This is a genomic window from Spongiibacter thalassae (assembly GCF_012272835.1).
GTDB lineage: Bacteria > Pseudomonadota > Gammaproteobacteria > Pseudomonadales > Spongiibacteraceae > Spongiibacter > Spongiibacter thalassae.
On record NZ_JAAWWK010000004.1, the window covers coordinates 302,059 to 327,053 of the forward strand.

The window sequence follows — 24,995 nt, forward strand, 5'->3', positions numbered from 1 at the left end:
AGTAGTGCAATGGTAGCCGCTGACCAACGGATCAGCAATGTCGCCTGCCCGCCGGGGCCTTTGGGCGTCGCCGTGGAGAATTGCGAAAAAGTCCCCTTGACCGCCGCAAGGTTTGGCGATAAAAAGCGCCACCTCAAATTTGCAGTGTCACATCATGGCATGGATTTCCTTCGATATTTTTCGCACCCTCGGCTTTCCCGACACCCTTCAACTTAAACCCGGCGAGGTATTTCGCCACCGGGACGAGATCAGTGCTGCCGACTGGGTACTGTTCCCGGAGTATTGGCAGGTCAACGCCCTCACCTATGGCCTCAAGGCGCGAATATTCCCCAGCGAAGCCAGCTACCGTCTGGGTCACAACAAAATCGAAATGACCCGAGCCTTTGAGATGGTCGCCCCGGCGCAGACACCTCACACTGTAATCCGCGCCAACACCGCCGAAAATGCCGACGCCGTGTGGGAGGACATGCTGCTGCCCTTTGTTGCCAAGCTACCCAAGGCCGCACAGGGTTGCGGGGTCTGGCTTATTCAGCAGCGCGACGACTGGCGCGCCTACCTGGCCCGCACCGAAGTGATCTACGTGCAGGAATACCTGCCCATCGACCGGGATATTCGTATTGTGGTGGTGGGTGACGAGGTGGTGTCGGCCTATTGGCGCTTGCAGTCCGATCAGGGCTTTTACAACAATATTGCCAAGGGCGGCGCCGCTGACTACAGCCCGGTACCACAGGTCGCCATTGACCTGGCCTTGCACCTGGCCAGGTCGCTGGATATCAATCATGCCGGCTTCGATATCGCCATGGTCGGCAACCACCCCTATGTACTGGAATTCAATCGCTTGTTTGGTAATCAGGCCATTCCCGGCGGCGAGCGCGCGCCGCGGGAAGCGATACAGCGCTATCTGCTGAGCGCGTCACAACCCAGCGACTTTCCCTCGCGCCCCCGGCGACGGGCCGCTTGAATACCCGCGCTCTGCCACTGGCACATACCCCCCGCCTTTGCGCTAGGATGGACGGTATTGTGTGTGCCGATGTGATGTCGGCACCGGGACGGAGAGCGGTATATGACCAGAGGCAGCAACTACGACACCTGCGCGGAAACACTTTTTCATGAGCTGGGTGCCGACATACGGGTAGCACTGCCCCTGGGGCTGGGCAAGCCCATCGGCCTGATCGATGCCCTGTATCGGCGCGCCAGCGCCGATCCTTCCCTTTCGCTGACGATTCTCACTGCCCTGAGTCTGGAGCGCCCCAGCGAGCACGATCCGATAAAGTCCCGCCTGCTGGAGCCGGTGTTTGCCCGCTTTTATGGCGACTACCGCGAGCCGCTCTACCTTTCTGCCCTGCGCGCACAAGCGTTGCCAGCGAATATTCAAGTACACGAATTTTACTTTCGAGCAGGCAGTCAGCTGGGTAATGCCACCGCCCAGCGCAGCTATATTTCCTCGAATTACACTCATGCGGCGCGGGATGTCGCGGCGCGGGGCTGCAATCTGGTGATCCAGCTCGTAGCGCAAAACCCGGAACACCCACAACGCCTTAGCACCGGCTGCAACCCCGACACCTCCGACGAATTGGTGCGGCATTTGCGCAGTGCGGGCCGCCCCTTTAGCCGAGTAGCAGTGGTGCACCCGGACATGCCCTATATGTTTGGCGATGCCGAGCTCAACCGAAAGGATTTCGATCATATTATTGCTCAGCAGGGGCCCGGCGAGGCCCTGTTTCCGGTGCCCCGATTGCTGCCCATTCCCGCCCCTGACTATCTGATCGGCCTGCGCGCCAGCGCCCTGGTCAAAGACGGCGGCACACTCCAGCTCGGTATTGGCTCAATGGGCGATGCCATCGTGCAGTCATTGCTGTTGCGACACCGCGATAACACCGCCTATCAACAGCTTTTGCGCAACGCCGATATAGGCGGGCCGCTTATAGACAGCATTGGCGGCACCGCTCCTTTTACCGAGGGCCTGTACGCCGCAACAGAAATGTTTGTCGAGGGCTTTCTCCACCTGTTCAACGGCGGGATTCTGCGCCGCCAGGTCTACGATTTCTGGGCCTTGCAGATACTGATCAACGAGGGTCTGTGCAAGCCCCGGGCACTGGACCCGAAAAACCTTGAACAGCTGGCAGAGCTGGGGGTAAGAGAATTGCGAGGCAAGGATTTTACCGTGCTCCAGCACCACGGGTTTTTTCACGACAACTGTCGCTATGCCGAGGGACAGATTTACAACGACAGCGGCGCATCCTGCTTTGCCAATGTCGCCAACCCCGACAGCCGCGCCTTTATGGCGGAGCACTGCCTTGGCACGGCATTACGCAATGGCTGTGTGCTCCACGGCGGGTTTTTTCTCGGCAGTGACTGGTTCTATCGCAGCCTGCGGGAAATGCCAGCCGACCGACGCCGCCTGCTGTCGATGTGCGGGGTGGATAAAATCAACCAGCTTGATTTAAACCCGCGGTTGTACCGCGCCCAGCGACGGGATGCACGATTTATTAATACCGGCCTGAATGTATCATTGAACGGCGCAGTGGCCTCGGACACCCTGGAAAACGGGCAGGTAGTGTCCGGGGTCGGGGGACAATACAACTTCGTGGCGATGGCCCACCAGCTACAGCCGCAACTCGACGAATCGGGAAGCAGTGGCGGCGGTCGCTCTATTTTGATGATCCGCGCCAGCCGCACCCAGGACGGCAAACCGGTGTCCAATATTGTACCCGCCTACGGTGCCTGTACGATTCCGCGGCACCTGCGGGACATTGTAATTACCGAATACGGCGTCGCCGACCTGCGCGCCAGGACCGATGGTGAAGTCTGTTCGTCGTTGATTGAAATCGCCGATTCACGCTTTCAAAAACACCTGATCGCCCAGGCTAAGCAGCAGGGCCTGTTAAGCGCCGACTATCAACTCGACCCCCGCTACAGGCACAACCTGCCTAACAGGGTCACCGAGCTGGTAGCGCGGGCCGGTGAGGATCTTCCCGCTTACCCCTTTGGCTGCGACTTCACCGATCGGGAGCTGCGCACCGCGAGGCGGCTGAAGCAGATTAATGCCTTGGCCCCTTCGGCAAGAATAAGGGCGTTGATGCGGGGTTTTGGCCGGTCCTCGAGTGCCACTGCGCGTGAATCAGAGGCCGTCGATGTACTGAATTTACAGGGCGAGCTACCCCTGAAGCTGCGCCTGTTGCGAGCCTTGCTCAGGGGCAGTGAGAACTCGCCGGGCGCAGCTTAGCCGGCGCTAAAAATAGGCAAATAACTCCAGTGCCGCCACATCAATATCCACCTCGTCAATTTGATAGCGCTCTACACCGAGGTTGATCCTGCTTTGCGGCTGCCACACAAAGGACAAGCCCACCCCCGCATAGGGATCGTAGTCCTTCTCGGTGCCATGGGTTTCCCCCGCAGCGTTTCTTATCGTGCTGTCGTTGGTCCAACGGTTGATACCGCCCTTGAGATACGCCGCTATCGGCGCCCTGAATGAAGTGGAAAGGCGAAAACCAACCAACAAGCCATGCAGATCGAACTCCGAGGAAAAGTTGCCATTTGTCGAAGTGTAATCGGCGTCGTAGCGTCCCAGGTTGATATAGGACGCCTCCAGCGCCAGATAGGGGTTAAACGACAGCCCTCCGGTGATACGCAGAACCTGGTCTTCGTTATCAGCGTCTACCGCCGTAATCCCCGCACCAGACTGGTTCAAGGTGGCTGACATCGCGTCATAGTCGATATCAGCCTCGCTGAAGCCCCCACTGAATATAATATAGGCTGATTCATATTGGGCATAAACGGCCCCGGGTAGACACAACAGCGGCACCGTCAGTGCGGCGTGGAAAATCCTGTTCATTTTACGCTCCATGTATAGATGCAGTTTGATCTGCTCAAAACCCGCCAACAATAGCAAGCGCCCGACCTGCCTCATTATAGGGACTAGCCCCTATTGACATTCTGCAAGTACAATAGGGTTACAACACATTAACAACCAAGGCTCACCGAGCTTGGCCGATCGCGTAAAGCTCTGCTATAAATAAAATACTGACGGCTGGACTACGCGAAGGCGTTATGGAGCTGCCAGCAAACTTCCGCGAGGCGTTACACTGCCATAGGACACTGCCATGAGCGCAAGCCCCAAGGATCACCTCGCATGTCTGCTGGTCGATGATGACCCGCAGGGGCTGGCCCTTTATCAGCGTGATCTCAGGGGCTGCAATATTGTCACAGCCCAAAGCGGGGCTGAAGCACTTGCCATTCTCGCCCGGCGTCAGGATATCGCCGTGCTCGTCACGAGCATGAGTATGCCTGATCTCAATGGCATAGAGCTACTGCGACGTGTACAGGTCGAGTGCCCCCAGGTTGTATTGATCATGCTCACCGAAGAGCTGGACCAGGACGCGGCTCAACACGCGATCAATACCGGCCATGTATTCCGCTTTTTGCGTAAACCCTGCCCTGCCACCGAACTGCGCCGCGCCATTGACGAAGGGAGCACACTGTTCCGTACACGCCTTGAAGCGGAAAAAAAACGCCTGTCGCTCGAAGTGGAAATCGACCTCCACAAGAATACTGACACCATCACCGGGCTCGCCAACCGCGCTTTTTTCAAGGAAAAATTGGCCGACGCCCTGACCGATGCGAATAAACGCCGCGATGTCATTTTGTGCCTGGACATCAATCATTTTCATCTCTTGAACGAGCTGCACAGTTTCGTCGCCGGCGATGCGCTGCTCAGACGAATAGCCAATATTTTACAGGTTTACAGTCGCGACAACGACATTGTTTCACGCACCTCGAATGATGTGTTTGTGATGTATCTGCTGAACTGCGACAGCCAGAAAGTCAACTTTCTGATCGACGCTATTCGTCGGGATATTGCCCACCTCGATTTCTCCTGGCAGGGCAACCGCTTTGACGTTACCGCGAGCATCGGTGCGATTCCCCTGCATTCGCCCGCCGCCGACGCCAATATGCTTATGCGGCTGATCGAAATCGCGACAAAAATCGCCAAGGAGCAAGGACGCGACAGTGTTTATATCTCGTCGATAGACGATCCTGAGTTACAAAAAAGACTCGAGGAAATGGGCTACTTCAGTCATATCAACACACTGATTTCCCAACAACGCCTGCGACTTTATTATCAAACCATCCGCTCAATCAACGACGACAAGACGGGACTGCACTTTGAATTATTACTGCGTGTAATCGACGAAAATAACCAACATCATTCGCCGGTTCATATGCTTAATGCCGCTGAAAAATATATTCTAAGTGAAAAAATTGACCGCTGGGTAATCGACGCAGCGGTGGCGTTTTTTAGCCAGAACCCGCACATTACTGAAAAGCTGAATCTTTGCTCTATTAACCTTTCTGCCAATTCCTTGCGCAACGTGAAGATGGCAGATTATATTAATATGGCCTTTGCGTCGGCAGGCTTGAACCCCGAGAATTTTTGTTTTGAAATTACCGAAACTGCTGCGGTAATCAATCTGGAAAGTGCCATAGGTTTTGTTAAATTATTGCACCAAAAGGGCTTCAAAATTGCGATCGACGACTTCGGCACAGGACATTCTTCCTTCGCCTATCTAAAACATTTTTCTTTCGATTATTTAAAAATAGACGGCGTTTTTATTCAGAATCTACAACACGATAAAGTCAACGAAGCCATCACCTCGGCAATCAACCACCTCGCCCACACCCTGGGTAAAAAAACCATTGCAGAATATGTCGAAAGTGAGGAAACCGTATCGCTACTGCGATCAATGGGCGTCGACTACATTCAGGGCTATCATGTGGGCGTACCCCAGGCGATCGAAAATCTGGTTGGATAGCCAAATCAACACTATGGACTGCGATTTTCCAGTCGCGCCACAAAGGGCTGAATATACTCCAGCATAAAATCGCGAAAGATACGGATTCTCGCCGTCGTGCGCAGGTCGATGTGGGAGAGCAGCCAGAAACCTGTCGGCTCGGAAACTCCCTTCGCTGGCACCGCGACCAGTTCGGGGTGGGAGTTGCCCATGGAACAGGGCAATTCGGCAATACCGTGGCCCTGCTGCACCAGGTCGTAAACCACATTCAGTGAATTCGAGCGATAGCGCACCGGCATCGATGGGTAGCTTTGTTGCAACCATCCTGGCCGGGCATTGCCATCCAGCATCCACGACACCGCGCCAACATTGTCATCACCCTGCTGATAGGCCGCCCACACATCACGGCGAGCGTATACCCCATAGTGCAAATCTGCGAATTTCGTGCCCACCACATCCGGGGGCGGATTATTGGTATTGCGAAAGGCGATATCCGCAGCATGTACCGACAGATCCAGAGACTCCCCTGACGCCAGCAATTCAACATCGATATTCGGGTATTGCTCGGCAAAGTCCTTTAAGCCAGGTAGCAAAATTCGCTGTATACAGACGTCTACCGCAGTAATTCGCAGGGTTCCGCTGAGCTCCTGCCGATCAGCATACACCCCGCGCTCGATAGCCTGCGCGGCCTCGGCCATTTGCTCAAGGTTGGGCAATATGGATTCACCGAGGGGAGTGACCAACCAACCAGAGGTCGAGCGGTCGAACAGCGGCGCATTGAGACGCTTTTCCAGGGCAGAGATTCGTCGCGACACCGTTGTGTGGTTAACCCCCAAGTGCTTTGCCGCCCCGGTCACCGAGCCTTCGCGAATCACCGCCAGACAGTAGTGGACATCATTCCAATTCAGGCCGTGCATTTTTGCACCTACTATGTGTATTTATGGATATTTATAAACAATATCGCACAACTTACACTAGCTCCAAGGTCGTAGCAAATAACGACCTGCCCCCTCACTCAACACAGGTATGTGCCATGAAAACGATCAATACACTGCTTATCAGCCTCTCACTGGCCTTCACTTCCGCGGCGAATGCCGGTGGTGCCTCGACCAAAGTGCTCATCAAGGAGTGCAAGACGAACGCGGTCAGTGAATTCAGCGCGGAAGACTCTCCGGCGCGGGCCCGTTTCAAGGGAATTCAGGGCTCGAACCAGCACAAGCAGGTTAAATTGCAGGTTTTTGAGAAAGGCAAATCACCCTTTAACGCTACCTGCCATATCAACCCGCAAACTCGGGAAATTCTGCAAATTGAGCGGACCAGCTAAGCCCGCCACTCAGGGCCTTGACGGGTGGCGAAGGCCGCCCGTTAGCCCGCTGGCGCTATCAGCAATTCCCGACTCTCCCCCGCTGCGAGGTCATCCAGAGTAAAGTCGCCCACAGACACTCGGTGAAGTGAAAGCACCTCGTTCTGGAAATAGCCAAACATTCGCTTCACTTGATGGTACTTGCCCTCGGTCAGAGTCAGTCTGGCGGAGAATTCTCCGGTAATTTCAAGCCGAGCGGGCTGGGTATGAATCCCCTCATAGGCGAAATATATCCCTTGCTGGAACACCGAAATATAGTCCGCTGTTACCGGCTTGGACAGCACCACTTCGTAGGTTTTTGGCAGTTTGGTTTGCGGCAAACTGATGCGTCTCGACCAGTTGCCGTCATTGGTCAACAACACCAGGCCAGTGGTATTGAAGTCCAGGCGACCGACGATATGCAGTTCGTCCCGTCGAGGGTGATCGAGCAAATCCACCACCGTAGTATGCCGATCGTCACGCGTCGCGCACACCACACCTTTGGGCTTGTTCAGCATAATATAGAGGGGGGTATGGTTATTAAGACACAGGCCATCCACTTCCACGTGGGTGAAGGGAGTAACCTGCTGTTGAATAGAGTTAGCGAATTGACCGTTAACCACCACCCGCCGCTGGGCCAGTAATAACCTCACCGTCGACTTGTTAAAGGCGGTGTTCCGGGCGATAAAGCGGTCGAGTCTGGTGGTGGCGAATGTCATACCATATTGTAATCGCGAACAGGCTGAGAGGGACAGGACGGGTCGTGCGCTGCCCCAACGAAGTTTCAACCCTAACGCGGCAGGTCAGAACTCAAAGGACAGCCGCGCATTCAGCGTTCGCGGCGCATTCAGGGTAAACAGCGCCTGCTCCTCTCCGGTAGAGAGGGTTCGTGATGAGCCGCCTATCGGCTCGGTAACATCTTGAATATTGGTAACATTAACCGCCAGTTGAGGTTTAAAGCGCCACTGTTCCATGCTCAGGGAGATACCGGCATTAAGTGTGGCGAAATCATTGACCGCCTCCGTCTGTGCCAGATCCCCGAAACTTTTTCCGATATAGTTGTAGTTGATATAGGTGTTGTAATCGACACCCCACGCCTGGCTGAAGTAGGACGCCGAAGCCGAATACTGAGAGTCTGCTGCGCCGGGCATTTGCGTGCCAGCGGCGATCATATTCCCGCTGGCGTCCTCGAATGGCTCGGTGGTATAGGCATCGACTTTACCACCATCTAGGGCCAGAACGAGACCGACAATCGGAGTCACCCATTTCAGGCTGACCTCAAAGCCATTACTCTCGGCACCACCCACGTTGTTTTTAAAACCGAGACGGGTCGTTTCCGTTTGCTGCTGGATCTGGGGATCTTTGTAGTCAATTTCGAATACCACTGCATCAAGCAACAATGAGTTATCAAACCAGGTAGACCTGAAACCCAACTCGTAATTCCAGAGCTTGTCAGATTTGTAGGTGGATGGTACGCCCTCGGACTCACTGGGCGGAATCGTCTGAATGCCGCCAAAACGAAAGCCCTTGGCCGCCTGGGCATAGACCGACACCTCGTCCGTCAGCGCGTATTTAACCGAGTAGCGGGGGCTAACGCCGTCTTCCAGAATTTCCTCATAGATGTCCACTTCCTGCCCATTATTAGCCGCTCGCGCCAGCGCACCGTAGCCGGTATACCCGCCCTCGACAACGGTTTCATAAAAGCGCGCACCCGCCGAAACCTTCAGGCGTTCCCAAAAGGTCTTGGAGAAATCAAAGAATATCGCCTCCTCTGTTGCAATCGCGTTGTTAAAGGCATAGAGCACAGAGGTTTCCTGAGCGACATCACCACCTGTCGTGCCGAGCACCGGAATCAGCACATCGTTGACATCTTGCTGACGCAGCGTATTCACGTAAATATCAAAGAACATTTCGTAATCGTAGCTGTACACACCCACGATCCAGTCCATCCACCAATCACCGCTGGACTGAAAGCGCAGCTCATGGGAGGTCGCCTCACCATTGTGATTAAACGCCAGGAAAATAGCCTGATTCTCACCTGGCCCTTCCGGTGGCGACGCAAAGGTAGCGGAGATGTCGCTGAAGCTGTACACGTTCTTGCTGACCTTCGAACTCAAGGCCATCACACTGAACGTATCAAACTCGTAGCCCAGCTCCAGGCTGGCCAGGGAAAAATCGTGATTGCCGGGTTGGTCCAACAACACATCGTCAAGGCTGCGATCCTCACGGTTATCGGCGATAAACACCGCATCATCAACCTCGTAGTCCTGATCCAGATAGGTCAGTTTCAATGACATCCTGTCTGTCGGTAACCATTTCACCAGCGCACGGCGCTGCTCACCACCACCGTCGTTCACATCGTCTTCCCCGCTGCGACGGTTGTCGTAGAGACCGGGATAGGCGCGTTTCACGTACCCTACACGTGCGGCCAGAGTGTCCTTATACAGCGGAATATTAACCGCTACCCCGGAGGTCGTCGCCACACCGCCGTGATCGACGTCGGTACGCTGCGCAAACGCCCTCGCTTCCACTCCCTCGAAATGGGGATCCTGCAACACATAGCGCACCGCACCGGAGAGAGCCGCGCCGCCAAATACCGTACCCTGTGGCCCTTTCAATACCTCTACGCTGGCCAGATCAAAGGCACTGAGATCAGGGGTAATACTGCCGATATAGGGGTCAGTAAATGAGGTATCACCAACCAGAATACCCACTGGCGAAGGGATCGTGGCAGTTGGGCTGTTATCGATACCAATACCCCGCACGGAAATTCGCATAAACCCGGGCGTGGCGCTGTTGATAACCACCCCCGGCGTTTCCTGCAGAAATTCTGCAAGATTCATTTTGCCTTGCTCCTCCAGTGCAGCGCCGGAAAAATGCGCAATCGACGCGGGAATATCCCGAAGGTTTTCCGTTCTTTTAGTGGCGGTAACCAGGACTTCCTCTATTTGCGGCGCCTTGCGCGGCTCAGCATAACCGAGGTCGGAGTAGGCCAGCACTAACCCGGCCACTATAGACAGTCGCGTGGAAAATAGCCTGTTGTGCGGATTATTCATCTTATTTCTCGCAGTTGGTTGCAGCAGCGTGGCGATAGTATCCGCTGCTGGGTATTTCGATTCAGTCACCTTTGAGACAGCATTGCAAAAAAACCGGGCGGCGGCACTGAGCGATGCCGCCTGGTTCTATCTATCACCGCTAATCACCGCCATCTCCCGGTATTCTGCCCAACTCGGCCAGCGCAGCCCCGCCGGATAATGACTCGGATCGCCGGATTCAACAAAGCCCTTGAACCCCAACATTAACTGTCGGTGCAGGGCTTCCCGCTCTTCACCGGAGCTAAGCGGCCAGGTAAAGTGGGTAAAATTTCGACTGCCGATACCGAAGTTACCGAACACAAAGGGGATATCGACGCCGTGGTAGGCCCCAACTAAAGACCGCCAGGGCTCCGGCATGTTTTTCCATTCAAAGCTGTACCGGTAGACCGGTGCACCGCTGTAGCGACTGAGCATATCGGCGCCATCATCCACCTTGCCCAGCAATATTCGATTCACCACCCATGCGCTCAGCTTGAACCTGGCGTACTGATAACGGCTGTCAAACAGCGTTCGTGGTTCAAACTCACAGTCGCAATGGATCAATTCCCACAGACCGCTATAGCGCCGGTTAGCCATGCCGTGCAGCAATAACAACGGCGCCTCATCAAGGGTCTGTCCCATCAGGGTCGGCACTGGGTTAACTACCGCTTCGCTTGCCTCAGTGGTCACCACATGCCCATCAACTGCATTGCTTGTCATTGTTATGCCCTGACCGGCGGCAGTAATCTCCTCGGTGGTTTTGAGATAAAGATACTCTCTCAGTTCGCCTGCCTTTTGCACGTTCAGATAGTCCGGCAGCGCCTCGGCAGAATTGATCAGCTTATCCTTAAGCAGCAGATTAGCCAGCAAGCGATGGGAGGTATCGCGCTGCTGACTGGCCGTGTTTTCCAGGGGAATACCGGAAAGGCAAATGGCTTTGTGAAAGGTACCGCTGGCCAGGGGCGAACTCATCAGTGACCAGATACTGGCACACCCCGCTGAATGCCCCATCACTGTGACGTTATCAGTATCACCACCAAAACGTCCTATACTCCCCTGCACCCACTCCAGCGCCTTGATCTGATCCAGCAAGGCGAAGTGACCCGAGTTCGTTGACGGATCATCGTTATGCAGAGCGGCCAAGTGCAGGTTGCCGAGAAAGCCGAGTCGGTAATTTATACTGACAAATACAACGTCCAGTTCCTTCGCCAGCCGCTGGCCGTCGTAGAGCGGCAGCGATGCGGCACCGTGCACTGCGCTGCCGCCGTGAATAAACACCAGCACCGGACGCTTTTCGGCGGACGCCGGCTTCCACACATTCAGGTAGAGACAGTCTTCACTGCCGTAGGGCTGCTCAAAGGTTTCCGGCTCGTTGCTGGTGTAGAAGTTGCCGAACTGCGCGCAGGCAGATCCAAAGCGAGTGGCGTCCAGCACTCCTTGCCACGGCGAGGCATCCCGAGGGGCCTGCCAGCGCAAATCGGCCACTGGCGGTGCCGCATAGGGAATACCCAGAAAGCCTTCAACGCCTGAGGCACTAAAGCCCCGAAGCTGCCCTGCTGCGGTATGTATGACCGAGGTGTAATCCCTTGATGTTGACGCAGTTGCCGATCCTGAATCCTCCGTCGCGATAGCATCAGCGACCGCCAGCAAGACCAAAGCCGAAAATAAACTACGTAAAAAATAAGACAAGCCATCCATAATTGCTCTACCGAAAAAAAGTTGAGTTACTTGTGCACCGCAGCCAGGTCGTCGCGTAATCGACGAGAGGCAGCATAAAAACATATCGCGCCAAGCAACATTGCCGGAGGAACAACCGAGCCGAGCGCAACGCCGAGGGCGGCATCGCCCCATGTCGGAGTAAGCAGATCACTGACAATACCTACCGTCCACGGCCCCAACCCCATCCCCAATATATTGATGATAAAAAACAGCACAGCAGAAGCGGTGGCCCGCATATCAGAGGGTACCAAGCCGTGGGTTACCGCAATCACATTACCCAGGTAGGCATTGAGTACCGCGCCGGGAATAAACAGCAATAGCAGCGCGTAGTAGCGAGAATCGACACTGAAGGCCACCGCAGTAAAGGGCGCCGCCACCAGCAGAAACAACATCGGAAGCCATACGTACCAGCGTTTGTCATTGCGGCCTAACTTGTCTGACAACACACCGCCGCTCACTACCCCCACTGCACCCGCCACCCCGAGGATAAACGCCAGCCAGGTGCCTAATTCGCCGGTTTCCATGCCGTGGCTGCGAATCATAAATGACGCGGTCCAGTTGGCAATGCCGTAGGCAGCGAAGGCGTTGAGCGCAGATGCTAATCCGAGATACCTAAATGAACTGCGCGACCACAACAGCGCCAACACCTTTTTCAAGCTGCTTGGTTCCGCCGCTTGAGCGGTCCTCATGGAAATTTCCCGCCGTGGCTCAGCGAGGGTGAAGCGCACCAGCAATGCCAGAAGAATGCCCGGCACACCCACTACCACAAAGGCGATCCGCCAGCCGAAAAATTCATTCAGCCATCCCCCCAGTAAAAAGCCGAAAAGAATGCCGATATTCACCCCTGTTGAATATACCCCCATAGCGGTGGCCCGCTTCTGGGGAGGAAACAGGTCTGAAATCATTGAATGGGAAGGAGGACTGCCCCCTGCTTCACCAACACCAACACCGATTCGAGCCAACAGCAATTGCACAAAATTCTGTGCCATACCGCTGATACTGGTCATAAAGCTCCAGGTGAACACTGCCAGGGCAACGATATTCCGACGATTGGAACGATCCGCCAAACGTGCGATGGGAATGCCGGCGGTGACGTAAAAGGCGGCGAAGGCAAAGCCCGTGAGCAAGCCCAAGTGCGCATCCTTCAAGCTCAGGTCCGCCTTTATTGACTCCTGAAGAATGGCCAGCAATTGACGATCAATAAAATTAAAACTGTATACAAGGGTGAGTACCCCCAGAGCGTAGTAAGCCGAACTCTTCTCCGATTTACCACCGTTATTGGCATTCATAATCGCGCCTCTGTTGTATTGTTATTTTTGTTAAGCGCATCGCTCAACGCCGCCACCAACGATGTTCTTTTACATTGGACGTAATATCTTCATAACTATCGATAATGGCTTGATAGCTCAAGTATTTGAAATCAACACCTATCTGGCTCGCGTGGGGAAGGCTTTGGGTCATGAATATTCCAATCAGTTTTTCCCGAGGATCGATCCAGAACTTTGTACCCGCCGCGCCGCCCCAGTTGTACTCACCGTTACTACCCAGCTCGCCGATGGCTCCCTGATCGATAGCAATTGCCACACCGAGACCAAAGCCCGTACCACTGCGAGCCATAACTTCGCCAGTCGCGGGTAAATGATTACGCGTCATCAACTGCACAGTTTTGGGTGACAGAATGCGGACCCCGTCCAGCTCGCCGCCATTCAGCAGCATTTGGCAGAAACGCAGATAGTCGCCAATTGTGCTGAGCAAACCGCCGCCACCACTTTTCAACGCCGCACCGGGTCGGTAGTTGGTGTCAAATTCGGGATCAGCTTCGACCAATTCCGGAGATTGCATGCCCTTTAAAATAGACGCGGGGTCGTTGAGATCAACACCAGGTGGCGAATAGAGCTGAGCCAGTCGCTGGCGTCGCGTCTCGTTCAGCGTGAAGCCGGTATCAACCATCTTCAGTGGCGCAAACAAGCGTTGCTGTAGAAACTCGTCAAAGGCTTGCCCGGCTACAACCTCTACCAGTCGCCCCAGTACATCGGTCGCCACACTGTAGTGCCAGCGTGTACCAGGGTCATATTGCAGTGGCAACCGGCCCAGACGCCGCACCAATTCTTCCAGTGAAAGTGTGCTCATCAAACCAATGCCTGCGCTGCGGTAGAGACGGTCTACCTCAGAGTCGCCCAGCAGACCGTAGGTCAAACCAGAGGTGTGCCCAAGCAGGTCGTGAATCGTCGGTTGGCGGCTGGCGGCGCGGGTTTTCCCCATCGCCGCCGAGGTCGTGGTATGACGCTCGCGGATGTCGGTTCCGTCAGACACACCATGTTCGTCAGGGCCCGGTGCAGCGCCGTCGCCAGTAGACACAGCTACCCGCAACCCAGCCAATTCCGGCAGATAGCGAGCAATAGGGTCATTCAATGCAAAATGGCCTTCTTCATAGAGCATCAGCACCGCGACACTGGTGATCGGCTTACTCATTGAGTAGATGCGGAACAAGGTGTCCTCGCTGATGGGTCGTAACGGTTGACGATCGGCATCGCCGTAGCCCTGCAAATAAACAATGGAACCATTTCGGGCAAGCAGACCCAATCCACCCACCATCTCACCGCTTTCCACCGCCTTGTTCATATGCTTTGCAATGCGCCCAAGGCGCTCTGTAGACAGGCCCTCGCTCTCCGGTGACACCCTGGCTATCGCCTCTGTGAGACCCGGTTGCGGCTTTATCACCAACACGGTGGCCAGCAACAACAGGGAGATTCCCTGCACGTATCTGGAAATACACATATAATCAAACCAGCCTTTTGTTATTAGATCAGATCAGCCAAGCAAACCCGCGCCTGTGCCCAGTGCTGGGCCACTGTAGCGTTCACGGGTTTGGCGTGCTGTCCTGTTGGAGACAGTTCACGTGGAAAAGCCCGGTAGCAGTACCGTTACGTCACAGGCTATGGAGTTGGTCAACCGCTGGGATTGGTTCGCCTTTGTGCCGGAAGAAGGCAAGCGTTGGTTTGCCGAGCACTGCCTGCTCCACACTGTCGAGAAGGGGCAATCGCTGTATTTGCACAACGACCCTGTCACTCATATTTACGGGCTACTCAGTGGATCGCTGCGGATTTACACCGCCTCGGCCTCCGGGCAGGAGATGACGCTGGAAGAGCTGGCAGTTGGCTCCTGGTTTCCCCATTTTATGCTCACCGACAAACCCAGCTATTACGGCAACTGCACGGCGACCAGAGTATCGACGCTGGTACGTATTGGCATTGACGATTTTATGGCCTTCGGCGAACGCTGGCCCAGACTCTATAAGGGGCTGTATGCCGAGTTTGCCGCCCGCGGCGCGGCCACCATCGGGCGCATGGAATTATTGACCCAGCACAGCCTTAAAGTACGACTGGCGGTGTACTTGTTACGACTAGTGGTGGTGCGCGGTAGTAACGGTGCTGACAAGGGGTATTTTGTCGAGTCATCAGACAGTCAGGAAGAAATTGCCAATCGAGTGGGGGGCGCGCGTCAGCGGGTCAATGCCATATTAAAAGAATGGGAACGCACCGGAACCATCGTCATCGCCAAAAATGGCTTGACCATTCACAACCCGCATGTGCTCCTGGCCGCAGCAAAAGAAAGCGGCTTTGACGCCGATGCCTACCTTGAAGCCTGGCAAGGCGGCTGGAAAAGCCCCTTCTTCAAAGGCTCAGGCTTTATTTCCTGACATTGGGGTCTGTCCTCGGAGACAGACCCATGCCTACCATGCCTATTGGTCGAGAATGCGCACTTCGCGCTGGGGAAAGGGTATTTCAATGCCGTTCTGTTGCAGGGTTTCCAGAATAATGAGCAGGAGGTCGCCGCCAACGCGGTTGCGACCGTCGTCGATACCTTCCATCCAGAATTCAACAAACATATTGATGCCGGAATCACCGAAGCTGTCGATTTCACAGTCCGGGCGCTCTTCGATAGGCACGCGGTCACCACTGAGAACCTGGGGGTGCGCGGCGACCGCCTCCTTCACCAGCTCCACCATCGCCCGCACATCCGTGGCATAGGCCACGGAAAAGTCCACTCGATAGCGCTGCTTGTTGTTCTTGTGAGTCCAGTTGGTGAAGCTCGCCGTGATAAATTTTTCGTTGGGAACAACAATATCTTTGCCGTCGAAGGTCTCCAGGGTGGTCGAGCGCATATTCAGCTGGGTCACTATACCGGTGCGACCGTCCTCAAGTTCGACATAGTCGCCGACGGTCACCGAGCGGTCGAGCAATATGATAATACCGGAGATAAAGTTGGAGGCGATTGCTTGCAAACCAAAACCGAGGCCAACACCGACCGCGCCACCAAATACTGCCAGTGCCGTCAGGTTGATGCCCATCACCTGTAACAGCAGCAGGATTATGACGATGGTCGAACCGATTTCGAATAGTTTAGCGAGGACTTCCCGGGTGCGAATATCCAGGGATTCCTGGCGGCGAATAATGGTTTGCCCGGTATTGGTGGACACTCGGCCAAGCCAGAATAACAACGAGCCAAACACAATCAGGCGCAGCACGCCGTAACTGGATACACGGATATTGCCCACTTCGATGGCAATAGAGTCGAGGACCGCAACAACATCGTCCAATAGCCCGGCCAGATGCAGTATCAACAGAGGCGTCGCTATCCAGCGAAACCAGTTCGCCACCAAGCGGTTTGTGATCGCCACATTTACAAAGGAGTGGAACACCAAGACGATAGCGATAACCAGAGCGGCCTGCATCACCCAGCCGTCGTCGGTAAACCACGCACTGAGTTCCACCAACATGCGCAGCATCATAATGGCAAATACGGGGAACAACAGCTTGCCACAGCGATAGAAAAAGCTTTTCAACGGGTGTTGGTCAGCGGGCTCCGGCGGTGAGCGAAACAGGGGTACCATTTTGTGGACGCGGCCCGCCAGCAGCCACGCGACAATGTACACCGATACAATCGCCCCGATTTCACTGTACAACTGCCCCTGTACCAACTTGTCCAAAAAGACATAAAACTGTTGTTCGAGGGTACTGAGAAAACTCGCTTTTTCCATTTCCGGGTCGCCATACCGCCAAAGAGTCATCGGCGTAGTGGAAAGCTATAGCGTCTGGATGTCAATGCCTGTAATTGTCCGGTATCGATACACGTCGCTGATACCGGCTCCGTCTCCCTACAACGATAGCTTGGTCCACGTCATCCACTACTCATAAAGGGTGTGTACCTTGCGCCAAACGGTTTTTATCACCGCATTGGGAATGCCCCTGCTTTTTAATAATTGAGCGACCAGCTGCTCCTGTGATTTACGGTCCTGATCCGTCAACACTGCCATTGCGCACACCCGCCCCACATAGAGTGCGACGCCCAGTGGCGATGCGTCCGCACCGGCAGGACTGGCGCCGCCCAGCGCTCGGCGGATTTCCACCGGCAGCGCCCAGGCATCGGCAATGGATTCGCTCAGCGGAGCTGCATGACTATTGATAAGCGCGATCAGTGTCTCGCTGTGGGGCGTTAGCTCCGCAGCCTTGTACCGGGCGATACTCAGGCGGAAAATCACGATGTAGCTCAGGTAGTAGGTCAGGCCAAGAAGATGGGCGGTAAAACTGTCGCTGGTACGGGAAGCACGGGCGTAAGTCTGCGCCACGAGGGCGGTGTTCTGGGCCATCAACCAGTAAGTGGCAGAGAAATTATCAAAGCACCCCTTATCTACCATAAACACCGGTTGCAACAGCGAGCTGGCCACCAGCGAGCGCAGGCCATCGGCGCCGAGAAGAGTCACTGACTTGCCCAGTGACTCAATGGGCTTCTCCGAGACGCGATAATAAGCCGAGTTGGCCTGTTTCAGCACACCCACTGTCAGTACCGGGTCCTGAATAATGATATCCACGAGCGCCTTCAAGGAATTTTCTTCGTGGCGAATGGCCGCGAGCAGTTGGGGCAGGATCAACGGCTTGCGGGGAAAATACTCAGGTTGGTGGATGACGCCGGGGATTTCGGCACAGACCTCCCGATAAATCTGCGCGTGCGGTTCATCGAGAGCCTGCTGCCCGCTGCAGTCTTCGCCGAACGCCCGTCGATACACCGCCTCATCCATCTGCGCGAAAACTCGAACATTGATGCCCTTCTGCCGAGGGCTTGCGCTAACCACCTCACCACCTGCGGCGCTGCTCTCGGAGAATACCGCAGGCTCAACCTGGCGGCGCTCAAGCCACAAATAGACAACACCGGAAGCAAACAGCCCTGCGCCCGCCGCAATCAACAGCACCTCGACGTGGTAATCAAACACTGCTGTCGCCTCCTTGGCTGGAAAGGTGTCTATCCCCTAACTATAGTCGAAGAAGATCAAAGCGTTTTGGGTCGGGCTGTTATACCTTGGACGGCGCTCTGGCCTTGGTTACTTTCTTCTTCGCTGGGGATGACGCAGTGCGTCGCGGCTTTTTGGCACGTGCATTGAATCCGGCGGCATCCTCCAGTTCACACAGCGAGTCTTCCATATAGTCGATCAATCGCTGCACCTGGGGCAGTGATCGGCGACAGGCGACGATGCCAAAGTCGACATTATCACCATAGGTCACAAGGGTAATATTCATTGCCATGCCGTCTGTGACGATCGACATAGGATAGGAGCCCTCCATTCGCGCACCATTCCAGTACATGGTTTCACGAATTCCGGGAACGTTTGATATCACGACATTGTAGGGCGGTAGTTTTGGTATCAATCCCAGCGGCGTCAACAAAATCGAGGGTGACTGCATCAGTAGGCTAACCAGCTCTACTTCCTTGGGCGACATGCCTCGGTAAAACGCCTTGCTCGCCTGCACAGACTGGATAATCGCCCGTATACGCTTGGTGGGATCGGCAATATGGGTGGACAGATCCGCGCTGATAGCCGCAATTGCATTGCCGGAGTCGAAGTCACCTTCCTGGCGCAAGGACACCGGCACCATCGCCTTCAAGCCCTGTTGGGTGGGTAATTCAGCGTGGTTAATCAAATACTGCCGAAGGGCGCCGGAACACATCGCCAGCACGGCATCGTTGAAGGTACCATCATAGGCCTTGGCCACCCGGTGAATCCGGGCGAAGGGCCAGGACTGAGCAACAAAGCGCCGTGCTCCCTCAACCGAGCTATTGAGCACACTCGACGGCACCCGCATATGCGGCAAGTTCAGGCTGCTCCCCCCTGCCAGCGCCCCGGTCAATCGTTTGACCGCACGGAACAGGTTTGCGCTGCTGTCATAGGTAGACTTGAGCATATCAGCAACATTGCGCAGCTCCTCCTCGGTGGGCATATCCTGTCTTCCGCTTTGCAGCGCAAGCTTATATCGCCGCCAGGACTCTTGCGATAGCGGTGACACGTCCATCACATGCTGCGGATCGCGAGACAGCATGCTGCGACTGATATGAATTGAGCGCGCGCCATCTACCGCTGCGTGATGGGTTTTGGAGTAAACCGCGAACTGGCGGTCTTGCAGACCTTCTATAAGGTGCATTTCCCACAGCGGCCGGCTGCGCTCCAGCAAAGTGCCGTGCAGCCGCGACACCAGTGTGAATAACTCCCGGTAACGGCCCGGTTTCGGCAATGCCGAATGACGCACGTGGTATTCCATATCGAGCGCGGGATCAGGTTCCCACTGGGCATTGCCAACAACTCCGGCGCGACCCACTTTCAGGCAATCGCCAAAGGGCGTAATCAGTTCGTCGGTATCGCGGATCGTATGGGCCAGGTTGTGGAGAAATTCATGCTCGTCGGCTCCATCCGGCAGAGTAAAGAGATTCACCCCACCAATGTGCATTGGCATCTCCCGGCTCTCTGCCAACAGGAAGCCCTTATCAACCATATTCAGCTTTTTCATACGCCCTCGACCGCCCCTGTGCTGTGCACTATGAATTATTGAGTAAAACTATTAAATACCAAGAAATGGGTCTCTTTTACGTACACAACCACCACGCAGATTGGGGAACATCCGATTTTCTGGCTATATCCAAGCTGGCTCTGCTCTATTCCACGGTAACAGATTTGGCGAGATTTCTCGGCTGATCTACATCCGTACCCTTGAGTATAGCCACATGGTAGGACAATAGTTGTAGCGGGAGGGTATAAAGTATCGGCGCGATAATATCGCTGACGTGGGGCAACGCGATAAGATCCAGCCCCGGTGCCGCGCTGAAGCCAGCGGATTTGTCGCAGAAGACGAAGAGCTGGCCTCCCCGGGCCTGGACTTCCTGAAGGTTGGATTTGAGCTTTTCCAGCAGTTCATCGTTGGGGGCAATCGCCACCACCGGCATATTGCTATCTACCAATGCCAGGGGGCCATGCTTGAGTTCACCGGCGGGATAGCTTTCTGCGTGAATGTAGGAGATTTCCTTGAGCTTAAGCGCCCCCTCCATTGCCACCGGCCACTGGGCACCGCGCCCTAGAAAGAGAGCGTGATGTTTGTCGGCAAAGGCCTCTGACATCAATTTAATAGCGGGGTCGAGGGCCAGGGTTTCGTGCATTAATTCCGGCAGGCCGTGAAGACCCTGAACAATATTGGCCTCCTGCTGTTCATCAAGGTCGTGATAACGCCCCAGCGCGACGGTAAGCAGGAGCAATGCCACCAGTTGGGTGGTAAAGGCCTTGGTCGAGGCGACACCGATTTCCGGCCCGGCTTCGGTCATCAAATAGAGATCAGACTCCCTGACCAGGGAGCTTTGAGCAACATTACACACCGCAAGGCTGGCGCTATAGCCGAGGGTTTTCGCTAAACGCAGGGCGGCCAGAGTATCGGCGGTTTCACCGGACTGGCTGATCGTCACAAACAGGGTGTTGTCCTGTACCTTGAATTTTCGGTAACGGAATTCACTAGCGACCTCGACCCGACAGGGCACACCGGCAATCCCTTCGATCCAGTACTTGGCTACCATACCTGCATGGTAGCTGGTGCCGCAGGCGACGATCTGCACCGAGGAGACACTTTTGAAAATATCGTTGGCCTTGCTACCCATGATTTCAGCAAGTATTTTTCCGCCACTTAATCTGCCACTCAGCGTGCGTTTTACCACATGGGGCTGCTCGTAGATTTCCTTGAGCATGTAGTGGCGATAGCTACCCTTGTCGGCACTTTCTGCCACGGTGTCGATGCGCTGGATTTCTCGCTGTGTCGGGACGTCGTTGATGTCCCAGATACGATAATGGCCCGTGCAAATTTCTGCGATATCGCCTTCTTCAAGATAAACAAAACGGTCGGTAACCTGGCGCAGCGCGAGTTGGTCAGAGGCGATAAAGTTTTCACCAATTCCCACACCAATCACCAGTGGGCTGCCCTCGCGGGCGCACACCAACTTATCCGGCTCATCGGCGTGTATCACCGCCATGCCGTAGGCCCCTTCAAGCTCCTGTACGGCGAGTTTGACGGCACCCAGCAAATTGCGCTGTTGTTTGTAGTGGTGGTGAATCAAATGAACAATCGTTTCAGTATCGGTGGCTGAAACAAACTGATAACCCAGTGCAGTGAGCTTTTTCCGCAGCGTTTCGTGGTTTTCGATAATGCCATTGTGCACCAGCGACAATTTGCCGGAGAGATGGGGGTGGGCATTGCGCTCTGAAGGTTCGCCGTGGGTGGCCCAGCGGGTGTGCGCGACACCGGTGTGGCCGGGCAGAGGCTGCGACTCCAGCGCCCGTTGCAGCTCCGCCACCTTGCCCACCCGCTTGCGGCAGTCGTTAGCACCGGATTCAGAGATGACCGCCATACCCGCAGAGTCGTAGCCACGGTATTCCAGGCGATGCAGCCCCTCCAAGAGAATGGCAGAGACTTCACGCTGCGCTACCGCACCTACAATTCCACACATAGACTTTGCCCTGTTTTCCGCTGTTGTCTGCTGGTTTTTCAGCTATTTTTTGTCGGCCGCTGCCAACCCGATATATTGCGTTGCCGGCCGCGGGCCACGCCCAGTTCGTTGTCGGCAACGGCACTGGTGATGGTCGACCCGGCACCGACAGTGGCATTTTCTCCCACTGACACCGGCGCCACCAGCGACGTGTTTGAACCGATAAAGGCACCGTTGCCGATTTCCGTACGGAATTTGTTGACCCCGTCGTAATTGCAGGTGATTGTGCCCGCGCCGATATTAACGTTATCGCCGAGCTCTGCGTCTCCAATATAGCTGAGATGATTGATTTTGCTGCCCACCCCGACTCGGGCGTTTTTGGTTTCAACAAAATTACCCACTCTGGCTTTGCTACCCAGGTCTGTGCCGGGGCGCAGGCGAGCGAAGGGGCCAACAGTGCAATTATCGGCTAGTTTGGCGTCTTCTAACACTGAGTGACTGCGAATAACGGTATTTTCGCCAATATCGCTGTTGATAATATGGCAGTTGGGGCCTATCTGTACGCCATCAGCCAACACCACGTCGCCTTCAAACACGCAGTTGACGTCGATAACAACATCCTGGCCGACCCGCAGTGTGCCGCGCACGTCGATACGGTCCGCATCCGCAAGGCTGGCGCCTTCAACCATCAGTTGCTCGGCGCAGTTGCGCTGGTAGCGCCGCTCCAGGGCATTGAGTTGCTGGCGGTTGTTCACGCCGTCCACTTCCCAGAGATTGGCCGGCTGCTCTACGGCGATTTCCACGCCGTCTGCCACCGCCATAGCAACGATATCGGTCAGATAGTACTCACCCTGCGCGTTGTCGGCAGACAAACGCGGCAACCACTGTTTTAGCCGCTTGGCGGACACCGCCATAATACCGGTATTCACTTCACAGATAGACAGCTGTTCCGGGCTGGCATCTTTCTGCTCGACAATGGCCTGCACGTCGCCCTGTTCGTTGCGCACAATGCGACCATAGCCTGAGGGGTCTACCGGGGTGGCGGTTAACAGTACCAGCGGGCGCTCACTCCCGGATAACATCGAAGCCAGAGTTTCCGGAGCGATCAGGGGTACGTCCCCATAGGTAATCAATACCATCGAGTCGTCGGCGACTGCCGGCAAGGCCTGAGCAACGGCGTGACCCGTGCCTTTCTGTTCACTCTGCATCGCCCAGCGCAGCTCATGGCCGCTGTCAGCCATCGCCGACTTTACCTGGTCCGCGCCATGGCCGATCACAACATGAATAGCATCAGCACCTGTAGCGGCAGCGGCGTCTACAGCGTGTTTGAGCATGGCCTTGCCCGCAATGGGGTGTAATACCTTGGGCAGTTTGGAACGCATGCGGCTACCCTGACCGGCAGCGAGAATTATCACTTCCAGAGACATAATACTTCCTTGAGTATTCAGCGGAATGTGCGGGAATGGTAACCAAAGCCGCAACGGGCTACCAGCGACTGACGCGCCGCAAGCCCAATGCGGGGAATATTGCCGATGACGGCAGCATTTTCGTCGAAACGCTGTCTATATGCGGTTTTACCCGCTATAGAAACAGGAAAATCTGTCGCCGTCTGGCGTCAGTTTGGGGACGGGAGACGGGAATATACACCGCCTCGCGTTCGTCACTCCTATTAGTCAGGAACTGCTCGATACGGCTTGCAAGTATCGCTCGATCAATTCCGCTTTTAATACCTTGCCCATGGTGTTGCGGGGAAAGTCGGTGTCGACAATATAGACGTCACTGACCCGCTGAAATTTTGCCAGGCGCTGATTCAACCAGGATTTCAGTTCATCCGCAGCAACGGCTTTTCCCTGGGCAAGAATAACCGCTGCCACCGGGGTTTCGCCCCATTTTTCATCCTCTATCGGGAATACCGCCACATCGACCACCGCTTTATGCTCAAGCATGGTGGATTCGATGTCGATAGGAAACACATTCAAACCACCGGAAAGAATAATGTCTTTTTTGCGTCCGCGCAGATACAAATAACCATCGCCGTCCAGTTCACCTATGTCACCGGTGCGCAGATACAACCTGCCGTGCTTGTCGTGCCATTGTATTTCAGCGTTGGCCTCGTCCCGACAATGGTAGCCCGACATAATACTGTTGGTGCGACCCACGATCTCGCCCACGCCGTTTCCGGTAATATCCACGTCTTGTTCGTCGATAATACGCAGGTCGCTGCCCGTCCACAGGCGTCCCACCGACTCCGGCCTGGCGCGCATTTCTTCCGGGTCGATAATGGTGCCAACACTTTCAGAAAAACCCCATAGCTCGTACAAGGTTTCGCCAATACGCTCACGCATTGCATCTTTCAGCTGAACCGGCATTGGCGCGCCAGCAGTAACAATACATTGAAGATGGCTGAAGTCCTGGCCCGCCGATCGTGGCGATTCGCAGATCAATCGCGCCTGAGTTGGCACGATAAAGCTGTGCGTCGGTTGCAGACGCGCGCATTCATCGAGGAATTTATCAACATTGAATGCGCCCATGGTAATCACCGTTCCCCCCAGCCATATAGCGGGAAATATCATCATCCAGGTTGCATTGCTATTGATCGGCGTCGCGACAAGGGTTCGGGACCGTCGGGTGAATCTCAGCCCGTGCCCCAACTGGTGCATAAAACCAACACGCGCCCCGTGGCTGTGAACAATCCCCTTGGGTAGCCCGGTTGTGCCCGACGAATATATTACATTCGCCGGGTCTTCCGACCTGATCAAATGATAGTGCTCCTCAAAGGACGCATCGGCTATCAGGTCATCAAAGGCAATACCACTATGACTCCCCTCGGGGCAGCGCGCGTATACCGTGGGCAGGGCGGGCAAATGCTGCTGCACTGCCTCACCCAGATCAGTGTAGTCACTATCGACAAACAGCCGCCGGGCGGCGCAATTTTCACTGAGACGCGCCAGCATTTCCCCGGTAAGCAGCGCGGAAATCGGACATATCACCCCCCCGCAACGCATTACCGCAAACCCGACGCGATACGACCAATAAGAACTGCCGCCGATGAGCGCCACCGCGTCGCCGGGGTTCAGTCCGTTTGCTGACAACGCATTGGCCAGGCAATTAATATCGCTGTCGAATTCTGCCCAACTGATCTGACGCTCTCCTTCGATCCACGCAATATCAGCGGGTCGGTGGCGCGCGTTGATCGCAATGGTTTCGACAATAGAAATAAATGCCGGAGAAAAATGCTTCGTCGCATTTATGCCCACAGTGTTAACCGACTTCATT

The 24,995-nt window shown here is 55.2% G+C and carries 18 protein-coding genes; 5 read left to right on the plus strand and 13 right to left on the minus strand.

Annotation, left to right across the window (positions count from 1 at the left end):
* Positions 1–154 precede the first annotated feature (154 nt).
* Positions 155–961, plus strand: a complete 807-nt coding sequence (locus tag HCU74_RS12650) for an ATP-grasp domain-containing protein (protein ID WP_168450777.1) — start codon at positions 155–157, stop codon at positions 959–961.
* A gap of 102 nt (positions 962–1,063) precedes the next feature.
* Entirely contained in the window at positions 1,064–3,226 is a 2,163-nt protein-coding gene (locus tag HCU74_RS12655; RefSeq protein ID WP_168450778.1) for an acetyl-CoA hydrolase/transferase C-terminal domain-containing protein, read from the plus strand.
* Between the two features lie 6 nt (positions 3,227–3,232).
* Here the strand turns inward: HCU74_RS12655 and HCU74_RS12660 are convergent, their stop codons facing one another.
* Positions 3,233–3,835 (minus strand): outer membrane beta-barrel protein, encoded by a 603-nt coding sequence (locus HCU74_RS12660; RefSeq protein ID WP_168450779.1) that lies wholly within the window; start codon positions 3,833–3,835, stop codon positions 3,233–3,235.
* Between the two features lie 268 nt (positions 3,836–4,103).
* Between HCU74_RS12660 and HCU74_RS12665 the strand changes: the two genes are divergently transcribed.
* A complete protein-coding gene (locus tag HCU74_RS12665) occupies positions 4,104–5,813 on the plus strand; it encodes an EAL domain-containing protein (protein WP_168450780.1) in 1,710 nt (569 codons plus the stop codon).
* Positions 5,814–5,824: 11 nt separating this feature from the next.
* Here the strand turns inward: HCU74_RS12665 and HCU74_RS12670 are convergent, their stop codons facing one another.
* Positions 5,825–6,709 carry a LysR family transcriptional regulator gene (locus HCU74_RS12670; protein WP_168450781.1) on the minus strand — a complete coding sequence of 295 codons (885 nt, stop codon included), beginning with the start codon at positions 6,707–6,709 and terminating at the stop codon, positions 5,825–5,827.
* A 116-nt stretch (positions 6,710–6,825) separates the two neighbouring features.
* Here HCU74_RS12670 and HCU74_RS12675 point away from each other — a divergent pair, with 116 nt between their 5' ends.
* Positions 6,826–7,116 carry a hypothetical protein gene (locus HCU74_RS12675; protein WP_168450782.1) on the plus strand — a complete coding sequence of 97 codons (291 nt, stop codon included), beginning with the start codon at positions 6,826–6,828 and terminating at the stop codon, positions 7,114–7,116.
* 41 nt (positions 7,117–7,157) lie between these two features.
* Here HCU74_RS12675 and HCU74_RS12680 read toward each other — a convergent pair whose 3' ends face one another.
* From HCU74_RS12680 to HCU74_RS12700, 5 genes are all read right to left on the minus strand, one after another.
* Positions 7,158–7,853 carry a pseudouridine synthase gene (locus tag HCU74_RS12680; protein WP_168450783.1) on the minus strand — a complete coding sequence of 232 codons (696 nt, stop codon included), beginning with the start codon at positions 7,851–7,853 and terminating at the stop codon, positions 7,158–7,160.
* An 84-nt stretch (positions 7,854–7,937) separates the two neighbouring features.
* A complete protein-coding gene (locus HCU74_RS12685; RefSeq protein WP_168450784.1) occupies positions 7,938–10,190 on the minus strand; it encodes a TonB-dependent receptor in 2,253 nt (750 codons plus the stop codon).
* A gap of 126 nt (positions 10,191–10,316) precedes the next feature.
* The gene (locus tag HCU74_RS12690; protein WP_168450785.1) at positions 10,317–11,906 is read right to left on the minus strand and encodes a carboxylesterase/lipase family protein; all 1,590 of its coding nucleotides are present in this window, start codon (positions 11,904–11,906) and stop codon (positions 10,317–10,319) included.
* A 26-nt stretch (positions 11,907–11,932) separates the two neighbouring features.
* Positions 11,933–13,216 (minus strand): spinster family MFS transporter, encoded by a 1,284-nt coding sequence (locus tag HCU74_RS12695; RefSeq protein ID WP_168450786.1) that lies wholly within the window; start codon positions 13,214–13,216, stop codon positions 11,933–11,935.
* 43 nt (positions 13,217–13,259) lie between these two features.
* The gene (locus tag HCU74_RS12700) at positions 13,260–14,705 is read right to left on the minus strand and encodes a serine hydrolase domain-containing protein (RefSeq protein WP_168450787.1); all 1,446 of its coding nucleotides are present in this window, start codon (positions 14,703–14,705) and stop codon (positions 13,260–13,262) included.
* Positions 14,706–14,826: 121 nt separating this feature from the next.
* Between HCU74_RS12700 and HCU74_RS12705 the strand changes: the two genes are divergently transcribed.
* Positions 14,827–15,627, plus strand: a complete 801-nt coding sequence (locus tag HCU74_RS12705; RefSeq protein WP_168450788.1) for a cyclic nucleotide-binding domain-containing protein — start codon at positions 14,827–14,829, stop codon at positions 15,625–15,627.
* Between the two features lie 42 nt (positions 15,628–15,669).
* Here HCU74_RS12705 and HCU74_RS12710 read toward each other — a convergent pair whose 3' ends face one another.
* From HCU74_RS12710 to HCU74_RS12735, 6 genes are all read right to left on the minus strand, one after another.
* Positions 15,670–16,968, minus strand: a complete 1,299-nt coding sequence (locus tag HCU74_RS12710; RefSeq protein WP_210425263.1) for a mechanosensitive ion channel family protein — start codon at positions 16,966–16,968, stop codon at positions 15,670–15,672.
* A 147-nt stretch (positions 16,969–17,115) separates the two neighbouring features.
* Entirely contained in the window at positions 17,116–18,198 is a 1,083-nt protein-coding gene (locus HCU74_RS12715) for an HDOD domain-containing protein (RefSeq protein ID WP_168450790.1), read from the minus strand.
* 79 nt (positions 18,199–18,277) lie between these two features.
* Positions 18,278–19,765: a WS/DGAT/MGAT family O-acyltransferase gene (locus HCU74_RS12720; protein WP_168450791.1), complete on the minus strand. Its 1,488-nt coding sequence runs from the start codon at positions 19,763–19,765 to the stop codon at positions 18,278–18,280.
* Positions 19,766–19,910: 145 nt separating this feature from the next.
* Complete coding sequence (gene glmS, locus HCU74_RS12725; protein ID WP_168450792.1) at positions 19,911–21,740, minus strand: glutamine--fructose-6-phosphate transaminase (isomerizing); 1,830 nt, start codon at positions 21,738–21,740, stop codon at positions 19,911–19,913.
* A gap of 38 nt (positions 21,741–21,778) precedes the next feature.
* Positions 21,779–23,146: a bifunctional UDP-N-acetylglucosamine diphosphorylase/glucosamine-1-phosphate N-acetyltransferase GlmU gene (glmU, locus tag HCU74_RS12730; protein ID WP_210425264.1), complete on the minus strand. Its 1,368-nt coding sequence runs from the start codon at positions 23,144–23,146 to the stop codon at positions 21,779–21,781.
* A 246-nt stretch (positions 23,147–23,392) separates the two neighbouring features.
* Positions 23,393–24,994, minus strand: coding sequence for a class I adenylate-forming enzyme family protein (locus tag HCU74_RS12735; RefSeq protein ID WP_168450793.1), 1,602 nt, complete (start codon positions 24,992–24,994; stop codon positions 23,393–23,395).
* Position 24,995: the final 1 nt, after the last annotated feature.

What these genes read in the sequence shown, in the direction of transcription:
- HCU74_RS12735 (WP_168450793.1), bottom strand. Translation starts at nt 24,994, where the DNA reads ATGAAGTCGGTTAACACTGTGGGCATAAATGCGACGAAGCATTTTTCT.
- HCU74_RS12660 (WP_168450779.1), bottom strand. Translation starts at nt 3,835, where the DNA reads ATGAACAGGATTTTCCACGCCGCACTGACGGTGCCGCTGTTGTGTCTA.
- HCU74_RS12685 (WP_168450784.1), bottom strand. Translation starts at nt 10,190, where the DNA reads ATGAATAATCCGCACAACAGGCTATTTTCCACGCGACTGTCTATAGTG.
- HCU74_RS12655 (WP_168450778.1), top strand. Translation starts at nt 1,064, where the DNA reads ATGACCAGAGGCAGCAACTACGACACCTGCGCGGAAACACTTTTTCAT.
- HCU74_RS12675 (WP_168450782.1), top strand. Translation starts at nt 6,826, where the DNA reads ATGAAAACGATCAATACACTGCTTATCAGCCTCTCACTGGCCTTCACT.
- HCU74_RS12665 (WP_168450780.1), top strand. Translation starts at nt 4,104, where the DNA reads ATGAGCGCAAGCCCCAAGGATCACCTCGCATGTCTGCTGGTCGATGAT.
- HCU74_RS12670 (WP_168450781.1), bottom strand. Translation starts at nt 6,709, where the DNA reads ATGCACGGCCTGAATTGGAATGATGTCCACTACTGTCTGGCGGTGATT.
- HCU74_RS12710 (WP_210425263.1), bottom strand. Translation starts at nt 16,968, where the DNA reads ATGGAAAAAGCGAGTTTTCTCAGTACCCTCGAACAACAGTTTTATGTC.
- HCU74_RS12690 (WP_168450785.1), bottom strand. Translation starts at nt 11,906, where the DNA reads ATGGATGGCTTGTCTTATTTTTTACGTAGTTTATTTTCGGCTTTGGTC.
- HCU74_RS12695 (WP_168450786.1), bottom strand. Translation starts at nt 13,216, where the DNA reads ATGAATGCCAATAACGGTGGTAAATCGGAGAAGAGTTCGGCTTACTAC.
- HCU74_RS12680 (WP_168450783.1), bottom strand. Translation starts at nt 7,853, where the DNA reads ATGACATTCGCCACCACCAGACTCGACCGCTTTATCGCCCGGAACACC.
- HCU74_RS12650 (WP_168450777.1), top strand. Translation starts at nt 155, where the DNA reads ATGGCATGGATTTCCTTCGATATTTTTCGCACCCTCGGCTTTCCCGAC.
- glmS (WP_168450792.1), bottom strand. Translation starts at nt 21,740, where the DNA reads ATGTGTGGAATTGTAGGTGCGGTAGCGCAGCGTGAAGTCTCTGCCATT.
- glmU (WP_210425264.1), bottom strand. Translation starts at nt 23,146, where the DNA reads ATGTCTCTGGAAGTGATAATTCTCGCTGCCGGTCAGGGTAGCCGCATG.
- HCU74_RS12700 (WP_168450787.1), bottom strand. Translation starts at nt 14,705, where the DNA reads ATGTGTATTTCCAGATACGTGCAGGGAATCTCCCTGTTGTTGCTGGCC.
- HCU74_RS12720 (WP_168450791.1), bottom strand. Translation starts at nt 19,765, where the DNA reads ATGAAAAAGCTGAATATGGTTGATAAGGGCTTCCTGTTGGCAGAGAGC.